Source organism: Mucilaginibacter sp. UR6-11 (assembly GCF_020880695.1).
Classification (GTDB): Bacteria; Bacteroidota; Bacteroidia; order Sphingobacteriales; family Sphingobacteriaceae; genus Mucilaginibacter.
On sequence record NZ_JAJIWO010000001.1, the window covers coordinates 892,571 to 907,484 of the forward strand.

Annotated in this window: 12 protein-coding genes; all 12 read right to left on the bottom strand. The window is 44.0% G+C overall.

The annotated features are described in order from the left end of the window. Nucleotides 1-54 precede the first annotated feature (54 nt). A complete protein-coding gene (gene ftsZ / locus LJ658_RS04165) occupies nt 55-1,677 on the bottom strand; it encodes a cell division protein FtsZ (protein WP_230545204.1) in 1,623 nt (540 codons plus the stop codon). 162 nt (nt 1,678-1,839) lie between these two features. Next, entirely contained in the window at nt 1,840-3,186 is a 1,347-nt protein-coding gene (ftsA, locus tag LJ658_RS04170) for a cell division protein FtsA (RefSeq protein WP_230545205.1), read from the bottom strand. Between the two features lie 2 nt (nt 3,187-3,188). After that, nucleotides 3,189-4,052 carry a cell division protein FtsQ/DivIB gene (locus LJ658_RS04175; RefSeq protein ID WP_230545206.1) on the bottom strand — a complete coding sequence of 288 codons (864 nt, stop codon included), beginning with the start codon at nt 4,050-4,052 and terminating at the stop codon, nt 3,189-3,191. Next, complete coding sequence (gene murC / locus LJ658_RS04180; RefSeq protein WP_230545207.1) at nt 4,045-5,400, bottom strand: UDP-N-acetylmuramate--L-alanine ligase; 1,356 nt, start codon at nt 5,398-5,400, stop codon at nt 4,045-4,047. The genes LJ658_RS04175 and murC overlap by 8 nt, the downstream gene beginning before the upstream one ends. Before the next feature lie 47 nt (nt 5,401-5,447). After that, nucleotides 5,448-6,563: an undecaprenyldiphospho-muramoylpentapeptide beta-N-acetylglucosaminyltransferase gene (gene murG, locus LJ658_RS04185; RefSeq protein ID WP_230545208.1), complete on the bottom strand. Its 1,116-nt coding sequence runs from the start codon at nt 6,561-6,563 to the stop codon at nt 5,448-5,450. Between the two features lie 69 nt (nt 6,564-6,632). Beyond that, complete coding sequence (locus LJ658_RS04190) at nt 6,633-7,796, bottom strand: FtsW/RodA/SpoVE family cell cycle protein (protein ID WP_230545209.1); 1,164 nt, start codon at nt 7,794-7,796, stop codon at nt 6,633-6,635. A 60-nt stretch (nt 7,797-7,856) separates the two neighbouring features. Beyond that, nucleotides 7,857-8,198, bottom strand: a complete 342-nt coding sequence (locus tag LJ658_RS04195; protein WP_230545210.1) for a four helix bundle protein — start codon at nt 8,196-8,198, stop codon at nt 7,857-7,859. A 72-nt stretch (nt 8,199-8,270) separates the two neighbouring features. Then, nucleotides 8,271-9,659, bottom strand: a complete 1,389-nt coding sequence (gene murD / locus LJ658_RS04200) for a UDP-N-acetylmuramoyl-L-alanine--D-glutamate ligase (protein WP_230545211.1) — start codon at nt 9,657-9,659, stop codon at nt 8,271-8,273. 29 nt (nt 9,660-9,688) lie between these two features. Next, the gene (gene mraY / locus LJ658_RS04205) at nt 9,689-10,930 is read right to left on the bottom strand and encodes a phospho-N-acetylmuramoyl-pentapeptide-transferase (protein WP_230545212.1); all 1,242 of its coding nucleotides are present in this window, start codon (nt 10,928-10,930) and stop codon (nt 9,689-9,691) included. Further along, complete coding sequence (locus LJ658_RS04210) at nt 10,930-12,390, bottom strand: UDP-N-acetylmuramoyl-L-alanyl-D-glutamate--2,6-diaminopimelate ligase (protein WP_230545213.1); 1,461 nt, start codon at nt 12,388-12,390, stop codon at nt 10,930-10,932. The genes mraY and LJ658_RS04210 overlap by 1 nt, the downstream gene beginning before the upstream one ends. Continuing rightward, nucleotides 12,387-14,510 (bottom strand): penicillin-binding protein, encoded by a 2,124-nt coding sequence (locus LJ658_RS04215; protein WP_230545214.1) that lies wholly within the window; start codon nt 14,508-14,510, stop codon nt 12,387-12,389. The genes LJ658_RS04210 and LJ658_RS04215 overlap by 4 nt, the downstream gene beginning before the upstream one ends. Further along, complete coding sequence (locus tag LJ658_RS04220; RefSeq protein WP_230545215.1) at nt 14,507-14,914, bottom strand: FtsL-like putative cell division protein; 408 nt, start codon at nt 14,912-14,914, stop codon at nt 14,507-14,509. Before LJ658_RS04220 ends, LJ658_RS04215 begins: the two co-directional genes overlap by 4 nt.

The window sequence follows — 14,914 nt, forward strand, 5'->3', positions numbered from 1 at the left end:
TCCGCAAGGACATCTCCAATATTAACAGGAACAATGATCCTTAACCATTTAACGCTAGTCTACGTTATCGTGCAGGAAAGAGTTACTATCCCTAATCTCTATTTTACCTTCACTATCGGGCAATAAAGAGAAGCGCGACACCTGGCTCTCATTGGATGCAGGGGTTTCCTGCAGCGCCACTTCCTTACGTTTATACGCTGGTACGTTTTCCAGCTCCTGAATGTTACCGCTGCGCAATTTCATACTCAAATCTTTTAGGCGCATAATACGCTCTCTTGATTTGCGCAACTGCTCTTCGATAGATTCATCAGTTTTATGCTCATCAGCACCCACAACCGAAGTTGGGGCCGGGGCCGGCTCAACTACTTCCTCTTCAACCTCAGCTTCGAAATTGATGATGGTCTCTGTTTCAGGCTCAGCCAGTTTGAAAGTAAATTCAGGTAATTCTTTTTCGTTCTCAGCAATCGGCTGATCCTCAACTTCCTGAAAATTATATCTTATTACGGCCGGTTCAGACTGCTCTTCGGGGCGTGACGCCGCAAACAGGTCGCCAAAAACAGGCTGTGGTTTTTGCTCTTCTTTTTGACCTTTCATGTAAGGCTCGGCAGTTGTGCCTTCTGTTACATGATTGATAAACTCATTTACCGGCCTAACCAAAGGGGCGTCAGGCACCAGCATAGAGACAATTTTTTTGCTGCTGTATTCTTTTTCGCGCTCATCCTTTGTTTGGAAACCGGTAGCAATAATGGTCACCGAGATCTTATCCCCCAGGCTTTCATCTTTACAGTTACCCCAGATCAGGTCGGCGGCAAGGCCGGCTTCTTCCTGGATATAGTCAGTAATAATACTCACCTCATCCATGGTTACTTCTTTCTCGCCCGAGCTGATGTTTAACAGGATATAACGTGCGCCTTCAATTTCATTATCTTTTAACAACGGTGATGATAAAGCGCCTTCAACCGCACGTAAAGCGCGGTTTTCGCCCTCGGCCGCCGAGCTGCCCATGATAGATACGCCGCTGTCTTTCATCACCGTGCGCACATCTTTAAAGTCGACGTTTATATAGCCCGGTAAAGTAATGATCTCGGCAATACCTTTGGCTGCGGTGGTTAAAATATCATCAGCCTGTGCAAATGCCGATCCTAAGGTTAAGTTACCAAAGATCTGGCGCAGCCGGTCATTTGATATGACCAGGAAGGAATCAACATATTTTTTTAACTCTTCCATACCTTCTTCGGCCTGCATCTTACGGCGCTTGCCTTCAAAAGAAAATGGAGTGGTAATGATCCCAACGGTTAATATATCCAGTTCGCGGGCCGCCTTGGCAATGATAGGACTTGCGCCTGTACCCGTGCCGCCACCCATACCAGCCGTTATAAATAACATTTTGGTATTTGAGCCCAGCATCTGTTTAATATCATCAATATTTTCAATAGCCGAATTTTTTCCAACCTCGGGTATTGAGCCTGCGCCCATACCTTCTGTTAAGCTTGCACCCAGTTGTACCTTGTTAGGTATAGGGCTTAACTCTAACGCCTGCGCGTCAGTGTTACAAATTATAAAGTCTACACCTGTAATACCCTGCTTGTACATGTGGTTTACTGCATTACCACCACCGCCACCAACACCAATTACCTTGATGATTGACGACTTTTCTTTTAACATCTCAAATTGCATAATCCTTATTTTCAGCTATGTGTAACTTGACGAATTCTAGATTCCACCATTGTAATATTAGCACTTTTTCAACAACCTTTTTCCACAAATGTCTATAATGTGGAAAAATTGCAAATTGTTGATAACCCCTCTGATTCTTCCCTTCAGAAAGCCGCGGGAGTCCTATTTCAAAAAGTCCTCGTCTTTAATATCGTCTTTAATAAATTTCTTTCCGCTCTCCAGTATCTTACCAAATAAGCCAAACTTTTTATCCTCGGTATATTTGGTTCCCTTGTCAATTTTAACCTCGGCCGGCTGCTGTACTTCGCCGGTATACTCCATTTTCTGGATGCCTTTTATCAGCAGGCCGATGCCGGTTGCAAACGTTGGGCTTTGCAGCTCTTCATAAACATTTTTAGGTAATACTTCGTTCTTGGCCAAATGCTCGTTAGGGTAACCTACACGGCAGTCAAGGCCGGTAACAAACTCAACCATTTGCGGCAGGTGCTTTAACTGCGCCCCACCACCGGTTATCACAATACCGGCAATCAGTTTTTTCTCGTAACCGGAGGATTTGATCTCATAATACACATGCTCTACGATCTCTTCCATACGGGCCTGGATAACAAAGGCCAGGTTTTTTACGGATATTTCTTTGGGCTCGCGACCGCGTAAACCCGGTACGCACACAATCTCATTTTCTTTATTTTCTTCAGCTAAAGCTGATCCGAAACGCACCTTCAGTTGCTCGGCTATGTTACGCATTACCGAGCAGCCTTCGCGGATATCCTCGGTAACGCTGTTACCGCCAAAAGGAATAACTGCAGTATGACGGATAATGCCTTCATGGAAGATAGCCACGTCAGTGGTACCACCACCAATATCAACCAACACCACACCGGCTTCTTTTTCCTCGTCGCTCAATACCGACTCAGACGATGCCAATGGCTCCAGGATCAGTTCCTGGCTCTCTAAATGGGCTTTGTTAACACATTTTACAATATTTTTTATGGCAGTTACCTGTCCGGATATAATATGGAAATTGGCTTCAAGGCGCACACCCGCCATGCCGATGGGGTCTTTAATACCCGGTTCGCTGTCAACAGTAAATTCTTGCGGCAATACATGGATGATCTCCTCGCCCGGGGGCATAACCAGGTTATACATATCTTCAATCAGCTTGTCAATATCCTTGCGGCTTATTTCTGATTGCAGGTCACGACGGGTTATTAAACCGCGATGCTGCAGGCTTTTAATATGCTGACCGGCAATACCCACGTTTACGACCCTTATTTCTACATTTGACTGCGTGCCCGCAATTTCAACTGCAGCGGTAATGCCCTGTACGGTTTTGTCGATATTTGAAACTACCCCACGGGTAACACCCGCAGATTCGGCCTTGCCAATGCCCAGGACTTCGATCTTACCGTTTTTGCTGCGGCGGCCAACAATTGCGCAAATTTTGGTGGTACCAATATCCAATCCCACTACAATAGGCGAACTTTTTTCTTGTGTTGAACTCTTATCCATATTTACTGTTTTATTAGAGATGTGTCTTGTTTTACTGTTTTTACTGAGTCGGCCGTAATTTTCATTTGCTTCATTCTTAAAGAATCAGCCTTCGTGTATTTTACCCCGATTATTTGATTGGCATATTTAATATTGATCACTTTATAGGCATCCCAGCCAACCTGTGGCAATGCCTGTTTATAAAACGCCTTCAGGTTGTGAAACTTCAGCTCCAACGAATCTGCACTGCCCAGCAGTATGCGCTGATTACCAACCCTGGGTATCAATTCAATTTCATGACCTTCGTTTACGTAGATCTGTGCTATCTGCGCATCCCAAAGCGAGTCTTTCCGAATATAGGACACGGTTTTAAAAAGGTCTTTCGCTAACAGTGAGTGTAAGGTGTCTACCCTATCGCCAAAGGGCTCATCAATAAAACCATTGGCCGCCAGTACCCGCGCGGTAAAATTTGATGACACCGGTATTTTTAAACCGTTTTTATCGATATAATAATCCTGGTCAAACTGGTTCATCACCCGTAGTATAGGCTCGCGCTGCGCTATCTCAATCATGATAATGCCGTCCATATCGGCATACACTTTTGCATACTCAATAAAAGGATTGGCCTTTAGCCTGTTCTCCAGGTTATGCAGGTTAATTTGATCTATTTTACGGCCTATCAGCGCAAAGCTGCTTAGTTGCAAAATATTTTCAACTTCTTTTTTATCAATAAAATATTGGCTGCCGGGGATGTATATTTTAACATCTTTGCAAACCACTTCGGCCTTTTTAATTTCAATAAAACTCATCAGCACCACCAGGCCACCCAAGCTTATGAGCCAGGTAAAGCTTAACAGTATAATGCGCCATATTGGTTTTTTAAACATTTTCTAAAGCACTTTTTAAAGGTTGCACCAATTGATCGATATCACCCGCACCTACTGTTAAAAGCAGTTCCGGCTTTTCTGATCTTACTTTATTTATCGTTTCCTGCCTGTCCAAAATTTGCCTGTTGGCCAGATGCATGCGCTCCAGTATCATCGCCGAGGTAACGCCTTCAATAGGCAGCTCGCGCGCCGGGTAAATATCCAGCAGGATCAGTTCGTCGCTCATATCCAGCACCTCGGCAAAGCCGTCCGCAAAATCGCGGGTACGGGTAAATAAATGAGGTTGAAAAATTGTTGTGAGTTTTTTATTTGGATATAACTTCTTAAGCGACGTAATGGCTGCCCTTAATTCTTCGGGATGATGGGCATAGTCATCAATATAAATATGATCCGGCGTTTTTACGATATACTCAAACCTGCGTTTAACGCCCTTAAATGAGCCTAAAGCGCTTTTTATTGCTCCGCCAGAAATATTTAAAAGTAACGCCACTTTAATTGCGGCTACTGAATTTTCTATATTATGTAAACCGGCAATACCCAGTTTGATATTGCTGATGGTTAAACCGCCGCTTTTAAAATCAAAATAGAAATCGCCGTTTTCAACGCGGATATTTTCTGCAATGGCGTCTGCCGGCTCGGTGATGCTATAGGTAAACCCGTTATCCAGCGGTAAACCCTTGCGATGAATTAACGTACCACCAGGTTTTATTTGAGATGCGTATAATTTAAATGACTGCGTTAACTGCTCGTGATCACCATAGATATCCAGGTGATCGGCATCCATAGAGGTAATGATGGCGATATCCGGATGAAGGGTAAGGAATGAGCGGTCATACTCATCGGCCTCAACCACTACAATATCACTATGGCCAAATAACACATTGGTTTGATAGTTGGAGGCAATACCACCTAAAAATGCCGAGCAATCTTTACCCGAATCTTTCAGGATATGGGCTACCATACAGGAGGTAGTGGTTTTGCCGTGTGTGCCGGCAACGCCAATAGTGAATTTACCTTTGCTGATCAGACCCAGCACCTGCGAGCGTTTCCACATTACAAATCCTTTGCGCTGAAAGAAATTAAGTATCTCCGAATCTTTAGGGATAGCAGGTGTATAAATAATTAAAGTGCTGTCATCCAGATCGCGGAAACTTTTAGGCACAAGTTCACCATTATCTTCAAAAACAATCTGTAAACCTTCGTTGCGCAGTTCGTCGGTAAGGTCGGTTGGGGTTTTATCGTAGCCGCAAACAATACAGCCCAAATGAGCAAAATAGCGCGCAAGGCCGCTCATGCCTATGCCGCCTATGCCTATTAAGTAAACCCTTTGTACGTTGCTTAGTTCCATCTTCTTTAAAAAGCCCCACCTCCTTCATAGGGAGGCAGAGCTAAGATTTAATTGTTGTTAATTGTTATTTGTATAACCTCTTTGGCGATAACTTGATCAGCACCCGGCAGGGCCATTTTGCTGATATTATCACTTAATTTCTTTTGTAAGTCTTTATCATCTAAAAGTGCCAGGGCTTTATCTATTAATTTTTCTTCGGCATCACGGTCGGCAACAAAAATGGCTGCCTGGTCATGCACCAGCGCCAATGCATTTTTAGTTTGATGATCCTCGGCCACGTTTGGCGAGGGCACCAGGATAACCGGCTTTTTGATCACACATAACTCGGCAATGGTGCCAGCGCCGGCCCTGGATATGATCACATCGGCGGCGGCATAGGCTAAGTCCATTCGGTTTACAAATTCCATTATACGCACGTTGGGATGATAATTTTCGCCCAGTTGCGCTATAATGCTTTTATAATAAACCTTGCCTGTTTGCCAGATCAGTTGCACATCGGCAGCTATTATTTTATCAAGATGAGCCAGCACACTGTTATTTAGCGTGCGGGCGCCCAGGCTGCCGCCGGTAACCATAATGGTTTTTTTCCCGGCAGATAATTTATACAGTTCTAAAGCCTGTAACTTTTTGCCGGCGATATCAACAGATTCGCTACGGATTGGATTACCGGTTTTAATGATCTTTTCGGCCGGGAAAAATTGCTCCATCCCATCAAAGGCGACGCAGACCTTTTCGGCTTTTTTTCCCAGCCATTTATTGGTTATCCCGGCATAGGAGTTTTGCTCCTGTATCAGGTATGGGATACCCTTTAATGACGCCGCATACAACAGCGGACCGGAAGCATATCCCCCCACGCCTACAACGGCATCCGGTTTAAAATCTTTGATAATTTTTAATGACTTGTTCACGCTGTTAAACAGCTTAACCGGGAATAATATATTTTTCCAGAGTGATTTGCGCTGGATGCCCTGGATATTTAAGCCAATAATTTTATAACCGGCCGCCGGCACTTTATCCATTTCCATACGACCATTGGCACCCACAAATAAAATCTCGGTTGCAGGATCAAGCTTTTTCAAAGCATTGGCTATAGCGATAGCCGGGAAGATGTGCCCTCCAGTACCGCCGCCGCTAATGATGATTCTTTTTGCCTGTGATTTCACCGATTTTATATTTTGATTACACTAATTTATTCTTCATTATACGCCGTTCACCCTTTAGGGTTAGTGGGTTTAAGCCATTTCTAAATTCCCTGCTTCTCTTATTTCGCCTACCACCACTTTTTTAGGATTTTCAATGTCCCTGCTTACTGATAATATAATACCAAATGCTACGCTTGTAAATAACATGGACGTACCACCCATACTTACAAACGGCAGCGGCACACCCGTTACCGGGCCCAAACCAACCGCAACCGCCATATTGGCAAATGCCTGTATGGTTAAGCTAAAGCTTAAGCCTGCGGCCAATAAAGCGCCAAACGCCTTTGGCGCTTTAGTCACAATTTTTATGCAGCGATATAATAAGAACAGGTAAATACCTATCAAAACAATACCGCCTATCATGCCATATTCTTCAACTATGATGGCGTAGATCTCATCAGAGTAAGCCTCCGGCAAATAATTCACCTCGTTGCTTTTGCCCGGGCCCTTGCCAAATATGCCGCCGGTGGCTATAGCTATTTTAGCATGATCTGCCTGGAAAGATTTATCGGGGTTTGCCGCCTCAGGGTGTAAAAACGTATGGATCCGCGAGGTATAAGTATGTCTTCTGGGACCTAAGAATATAACCCCGGTAAGCAATATCGCGCCGGCCAAACAGGTAATTGCTATTTGCTTGATACTGATACGACCGATGATCAACAGCAAAACACTAACACCAAAAAGCATTAGCGCCGTTGACAGGTTTGCCAAAGCAATCAGGATAAACACCGTACAAACTGCGCCCATTATCGGGATGAATGATTGCTTAACATCCTTGATATTTTCCTGCTTACGCGATAATGAACGTGCCAGGAAAGTTATTAATGCCAGTTTAGCCAAATCGGATGTTTGGAAGCTCAGGCCGGTACCCGGTATGGCTATCCAGCGGCTGGCGTCATTTACATGGCTGCCAAATACCAGCGTATACAATAACAACGGGATGGTGATGTACATCAACAGTTTGGAGATCCCCGAGTAATACCGATAGTCCAGTTTATGCGAGATATACATCAGCACAATGCCACCTATGATCATGGCTAAATGTTTCATCAAAATAGACTCAACACCCACGCCACGTTTATAAGCCAGGGTGCCAATAGCGCTGTATACCGACAACAACGATATTAACGACAGCAATATGACAATAAGCCATATCCAGCGGTCTCCTTTGATATTGTGTAATATCTGGTTCATTTATTTGCTTCCTTCTTAGTTATGTGCAGATATGCTGATGTGCAGATGTGCAAATAATTTTTAATGTGTTGATGATATTATCTTACCCAATATTTTAATTATTGATTGTATGTCATTGTACATTTCTTCTTCATAGGGATAACTCTCCGCATGTTTACATAATGACAACCAATACTTCGTTTCTTCTGCTTCTTTATAAGCTATTTTACATTTATGTCTAAAATCAACTTTACTATCTGCTCCTTGCGCCTCACGGACATTTGCACCTATTGATGTACCACATCTAAATAATTGATTGGCAACATTGAATTTTCTTTTTGACTCCAGTTCTTCTGTGAACTGTATAACCTTTAATGAAAAACTAAAAGTCAAATCAACAATTAAATTCGGCTTATCAATCATCAATTATATATACATCTTATAATCATAATCTTCGATCATCTGCACATCCACACATTTGCATATCTGCACATTTTACAACTCTTTTACTGCTGCCTTAAACTGATTACCCCTGTCTTCATAATTCTTAAACAAATCAAAACTTGCACAGGCCGGTGATAATAAAACGGTATCGCCTTTTGTTGCCAGGTGGTAAGCCGTTTGTGCGGCCTCGGCTGCTGACGATGTGTTGATGATAATATCCACATCATCCTCAAAAGCGTCATGAATACGCTGGTTGTCCTTACCCAGGCAAACTATGGCCTTCACCTTTTGTTTAACCAGATCTTTCAACATTGTATAGTCATTTCCTTTATCCACACCACCAAGGATCAGTACGACATCGCTGGTCATGCTTTCCAGCGCGTACCAGGTTGAATTAACGTTGGTAGCCTTTGAATCATTAATGAAACTAATGCCTGATATTTTACCAACAGACTCCAGCCGGTGTTCAATATTTTTGAACGTAGCAAGGCTCTCCCTCAGGGTATCGTTACGTAATTCGAGCACTTTTGCTACTATGCCGGATGCCATAGAATTGTAGATGTTGTGCTTGCCTTGCAGGGCCAGTTCGGTAATTGACATTTCAAAATGTTCTTGTGGTGTGTTGATGACAATATTGTCGTTCTCGAGATATGCTCCCGTTAAATTTTTTTTTTCTATTGTAAATGGAAATTGCCTTGCGTTAATCGTACGGTTCTCCATGCCCTTTATAGTTTCCGGATCATCAGCGCAATAAATAAAAACATCATTGGCTGTCTGATTTTGCGTTACACGGAATTTTGATGCCGCGTAATTCTCCATTTTATATTCATACCGGTCTAAATGATCGGGCGTGATGTTTAACAATACCGCTATATCCGTTTTAAACCGGTACATATCGTCAAGCATAAAGCTGCTTAGTTCAAGTACATAGCAATCATATTTTTCCGTCGCTACCTGGTAAGCAAAGCTGCGGCCTATATTACCTGCCAGCCCTACATTTAATCCTGCATTTTTAAGTATAAAATGCGTCAGGCTGGTAGTGGTGGTTTTACCGTTCGAACCGGTAATACCTATAATTTTAGCGTCGGTATATCTGCCGGCAAATTCAATTTCAGATATCACCGGGATACCTTTTTCTTTTATTTTTTTGATGATAGGCGCCTTATGCGCAATACCCGGGCTTTTGATCACTTCAACCGCTGCCAGTATCTCGGCTTCGGTATGTTGATTTTCCTCAAAACGGATTTTCCAGCCCTGCAACTGATCTTTATAATGAGTCGCAATGGCGCCAAAGTCTGACACAAAAACATCATACCCCTGCTGTTGGGCAAGGTATGCCGCACCCACCCCGCTTTCGCCGGCGCCAAGAATGGCAAGCCTTGCCCCCCCCGCCCCCTGAAGGGGCTGCTTTTGAAGTGATGTGTTGCTTTTGTCAGTCATTTTAATTTATACTTTGTTCCTCCTAGTGCTTATCTCAATTTCAATGTTACTATCGTTAATATGGCCAGCATTATACCGATGATCCAGAAGCGGGTCACTATTTTTGCTTCGTGAAAACCCTTTTTTTGATAATGGTGATGCAGCGGCGCCATTAAAAATACCCGGCGGCCCTCGCCATATTTCCTTTTGGTAAACTTAAACCAGCCTACCTGCAGAATTACCGAAAGGCTCTCCAGCAGGAATATGCCGCATAACAACGGAATCATCAACTCTTTACGGATCAGGATGGCAAATACGGCTATAATGCCGCCGATGGCCAAACTGCCGGTGTCGCCCATAAATACCTGCGCGGGATAGGAGTTGTACCATAAAAAGCCTACACAGGCCCCCACAAACGCACCGGCAAAAATTACCAGCTCGCCCGAGTTGGGGATGTACATAATATTCAGATAGTCGGATATGATATAGTTACCCGATACATAAGCCAGGATAGCCAGTGTAATACCGATAATTGCCGACGTACCCGTAGCCAGGCCGTCAATGCCGTCTGTAATATTTGCTCCGTTTGATACGGCGGTAATGATTACAATTACAAATAACATAAATACCAGCAAAGTATAGTTTTCATAACCCGGGCCTAAAAACTTAAGCACTTTACTGTAATCAAACTCATTGTTTTTGTAAAACGGCATGGTTGTTTTATGAGACATTACATCCTGCGTTAAAACAGGTTTGTTCCCTTTCATGTGAAAGTCTATTTTGGTATCATATTTAACCGGCAGCTTCACTTCCTGCTGTATCACTATGTTTTTATTATTATACATAATAAACCCGATAATCAATGCCAGGCCCACCTGCCCTACTATTTTAAATTTGCCCGCCAGGCCCTCTTTATTTTTTTTAAATACTTTGATATAATCATCTAAAAAACCAATAGCACCCAGCCAAACGGTGGTTATTATCATCATGATGATGTAGATATTATCCAGCTTGGCAAATAAAAGTGTTGGTATCAAAATACCCAGGATGATAATGATACCGCCCATGGTTGGCGTACCTGCCTTTTGCATTTGCCCCTCTAAACCCAGGTTACGCACCGTTTCACCTACCTGTTTGTAGCGCAAGTAATCTATCAGGCGACGGCCGTAAACGGTTGTCACAATTAATGAGGTGATCACCGCCATCGCCATTCTGAAGGTGATGTACTGAAACACGCCCGCCCCCGGGATGCTATAATTTTTGTACAGATAAGTGAATAAATAGTATAGCATTATCCCATTAATTTAAATTGGTTCAGTAACTCTTCCTTATCATCAAAGTGATTTTTCACACCTTTTATTTCCTGGTATTTTTCGTGCCCTTTGCCTGCCAGTAAGATAATATCTCCCGGTTGTGCCAGCATACATGCGGTTTTAATTGCCTCGTGCCTGTCAACAATACTAACGGTTGTACGTTGCGCCGCCGGCGTTACCCCGGCCTCCATGTCTTTAATAATCTGTGCGGGATCTTCAGACCTTGGATTATCTGACGTCAGGATCACTTTGTCGCTCCACTCGCAGGCTACTTTGGCCATTACAGGGCGTTTGGTTTTATCCCGGTCGCCGCCGCAGCCTATTACGGTTATTACCTTTTCAGTGCCTTTACGGATGTTATGGATGGTGCTTAATACATTCTGCACGGCATCTGGCGTATGGGCATAATCAACAATGCCGATAACTTTGGTTGGCGATACGACGTAATCAAACCGGCCCTCGGCACCGGATAGTTTGCTCAGGCTGGTTAAAACCTTGGCTCTATCCTGGTCTAACAACATCGCGGCAGCATAAACGGCCAGCAAATTATAAGCGTTAAACGCACCCACCATCTTAAACCAAACTTCCTCGTTATCAATCAGCAGCAATAAACCGCCAAACTGATTCTCCAGTATCTTACCTTTATAGTCGGCCATGCTTTTAAGGCCGTAGGTTTTTTTATGGGCCTTCGTATTCTGCAACATTACGTTGCCGTTTTTATCATCGATATTGGTTAAAGCAAAAGCATTTTTTGACAAGCCGTCAAAGAATGCCTTTTTAGCCTTCAGGTAGTTGTCAAAAGTTTTATGATAATCTAAATGGTCATGGGTAAGGTTTGAGAAGATCCCGCCTGCAAAATTCAGCCCCTCAATACGGTGCTGCGCCACAGCGTGCGAGCTCACTTCCATAAAGCAATAATCGCAACCCAGGGTTACCATTTCATCCAGCAAACGATTCAGTTCAACCTGATCAGGCGTGGTATGGGTTGACGGGATAATTTTACCGTTGATCTGATTCTCTACCGTCGACAACAGGCCGCATTTATAACCCAGGTCCCTGAACAATTGATACAACAACGTGGCAATGGTGGTTTTACCATTAGTACCGGTTACCCCTACCAGTTTTAATTTCTTTGACGGGTTATCATAAAAATTTGCCGAAACGATACCTAATGCAACTGCGGAGTCGGCAACCATTATAAAATCGGCCCCGGTAGCCGTATGGCCCGGCAGTTCTTCGCATATTACAGCTACGGCGCCATCTTTTAGCGCCATCTCAATATAATCATGACCATCAACCTGTGTGCCTTTTACCGCGACGAACAACGAACCCGGCACAACCTTGCGCGAATCAAACACCACCGCGCTGATCTCCACATCAGCTGCACCCTGCAGCTCGGTGAAGGGTAACCCGGTTAATATGTCGCTCAGGTATCTCATTGCAGTTCTATAAATATTTTTGATCCTTTCGATGCCAGGCTTCCGCCGCTTACCGACTGGGTAGTTACCACGCCGCTGCCTTTAACACCTACTTTATACCCTGCGTTCCCTAATACATATAAGGCATCGCTCAGGCTCATACCGGTTACAGTTGGCACAGTGCCCGCTTTGTATTTGGTTTCTTCATATGGGATGCCGCTGCTGGTATCCAAACCGGTGTTAGCCGATGCATATAAGGGCTTAACGCCCAGCTTATCATATACTTTTTTAATAGCGGCCAGGTTACCCTGCTTAACTTTTGGCATGGTAGTGTTCCCTACAAAATGAGCCGGGGCGCTGTGGTTAATATCCAGATCACTGGCATAAACGCGGTCGGCTATTTTACGGAAGACCGGACCAGCCACCCAGGCGGCTAGATGCGACCCTACTCTGGGATTACTGATCACCACGATCATCGAATATTTAGGATGATCGGCCGGGAAATAACCACAAAAAGATGCCTGGTGCGAATCCTTGGCACCATAGCCCAATGCGCCGTTAGCTATCTGTGCAGTACCCGTTTTACCCGCTACGCTGTATAATTTATTTTTGATGATCAGTTTGCCCGTACCTTCAAGCACCACGCCTTCCAGCAAACCTTTTACTTTAGCCAAGGTTTCGTCCGAGCATACTTTAGGATTGATTACCCTCGCCTGGAAACGCTCGACCGTGTTACCCATGCTGCGGATTTCGCGCACAAAAATCGGCGCTATCATTTTACCGTTATTAGCTACCGAGTTATAGAAGGTAAGCATTTGTAAGGGTGACAATTTTGATTCATAGCCATAAGCCATCTGGGCCACACTTTGTAGTTTATTCCAGCTTTTTGACGACGGGTTTTTGATCAGCGGCAGGCCTTCGCCCGGTATTTGCAATCCGTTTTTCTCGTTTAAATGATAGCGGTATAATGCATCAGTAAACTCGCGCGGATTATCTTTATAATGCGAGTAAACAAACTTAACCGCGGCTACGTTTGATGATTCTTCAAAAGCACGTTTGGCACTGATTACGCCGCCACCGTCTTCTGCGTCTTTAATATGTAAAAACACCTTGCCATTGCGTGGATTGACCATATTATATACACCATGTTCAATATCAACCCTGGTGCTGGTATCTATTTTATGTTGATCAAGCAAAGTCATATAAGTTGCCAGTTTAAATGTCGAACCCGGTTCGGCTTCGGCACCTATGGCGTAATTGAATTTTTCCTCGTAGTCGCCTTCTTTGGTGCGGGTAAAGTTGGCAATGGCACGGATCTCGCCGGTAGCAACCTCCATCAGCACAACTGTCCCAAAATCGGCTTGTGTGCTATCCAGCTGTTTCTTTAAAGCTTTTTGCGCTACATCCTGAAAGTTTATGTTAATGGTTGACATAATGTCGGCACCATCTTTTGCGGTAACTTCATCTTCGTCGTCATTAACCGGCACATACACCCCGCCCGCAATGCGCTGCATTAAGCGCTTACCATTTTCGCCATTGATGTAGCTTGCATAAGCGCCTTCCAGGCCCACGGCGTTTTTTACGTTTTCGTTTTTATAACCTATGGTACGCTGCGCTAAAGAGCGGAAAGGAAGGATGCGCCTGTTTTGCTGTAAAACAATTAACCCGCCCTTGTATTTACCCATATTAAATATCGGGAACTTGCGGATCTGCTTTAACTCCTGAAAAGTAACCTTACGCCTGATCAGCTGGTAGCGCGAACTGTCTTTACGGGCGTTACGCAGCATTCTTGAAAAATCTCTTTCTGATTTCTCAGGATACAACTGCGCTAATCTTAAAGCTAACGAATCAACCTTGCCATAAAATGCCTTATCATCAAAAATACCGCCGGCAAACATGTCCATGTGCAGCTCGTACTCTGGCACCGAGGTTGCCAGCAAAGCGCCGTCGACAGACAGGATATTACCGCGCGTAGCCTCTACGTTTTCATACCGGGTGGATAGCTTGGATGCCATCGACTTCCATTTATTACCCTGTACAAACTGCAGGCGGTACATCTGTATCACTACTGCCAGGGCAAACAACAATATCAGGCCAAAGGCCAGGTAAACACGAAGCAGTATATTGGTTCTGATACTCATTGCGTGGCGTCCTCCTTAACGGTGATCTTTTGCGCAGGCTGGATTGATTCTTTAATGCCCAAAGTGTCCACCCGTTTTGACACTTCAGATAAAGTGCTTTTATAGGCCAGATCAGCTTTGGTTACTTTATATTCCCAGTTCAGCTCATGAACTTCTTTGGTTAGTTTATCAATATCACGGATATTCTTTTCAGCCAAATGGCGGTTACCGATATAGATCATCCCCAACATAGCCAGGAACAATATAAAGGGTAATGCGCGGGTAGCATCATCCGTAGTGACAAACCCGTTAGCCAAAAATTTAGTAAAAAGATTCTCCGGAATTTCCTTTACAGGTTTTTCCTCAACGATCAATTCGCTTTCAATCGGCTCTTCCGGAATTTCTGTGCGTAAACGATTCGTCAT

Bases quoted from the DNA above. Each gene is read 5' to 3' on its own strand.
- ftsZ (WP_230545204.1), bottom strand. From the start codon at position 1,677: ATGCAATTTGAGATGTTAAAAGAAAAGTCGTCAATCATCAAGGTAATT.
- ftsA (WP_230545205.1), bottom strand. From the start codon at position 3,186: ATGGATAAGAGTTCAACACAAGAAAAAAGTTCGCCTATTGTAGTGGGA.
- LJ658_RS04175 (WP_230545206.1), bottom strand. From the start codon at position 4,052: ATGTTTAAAAAACCAATATGGCGCATTATACTGTTAAGCTTTACCTGG.
- murC (WP_230545207.1), bottom strand. From the start codon at position 5,400: ATGGAACTAAGCAACGTACAAAGGGTTTACTTAATAGGCATAGGCGGC.
- LJ658_RS04190 (WP_230545209.1), bottom strand. From the start codon at position 7,796: ATGAACCAGATATTACACAATATCAAAGGAGACCGCTGGATATGGCTT.
- LJ658_RS04195 (WP_230545210.1), bottom strand. From the start codon at position 8,198: ATGATTGATAAGCCGAATTTAATTGTTGATTTGACTTTTAGTTTTTCA.
- murD (WP_230545211.1), bottom strand. From the start codon at position 9,659: ATGACTGACAAAAGCAACACATCACTTCAAAAGCAGCCCCTTCAGGGG.
- mraY (WP_230545212.1), bottom strand. From the start codon at position 10,930: ATGCTATACTATTTATTCACTTATCTGTACAAAAATTATAGCATCCCG.
- LJ658_RS04210 (WP_230545213.1), bottom strand. From the start codon at position 12,390: ATGAGATACCTGAGCGACATATTAACCGGGTTACCCTTCACCGAGCTG.
- LJ658_RS04215 (WP_230545214.1), bottom strand. From the start codon at position 14,510: ATGAGTATCAGAACCAATATACTGCTTCGTGTTTACCTGGCCTTTGGC.
- LJ658_RS04220 (WP_230545215.1), bottom strand. From the start codon at position 14,914: ATGACGAATCGTTTACGCACAGAAATTCCGGAAGAGCCGATTGAAAGC.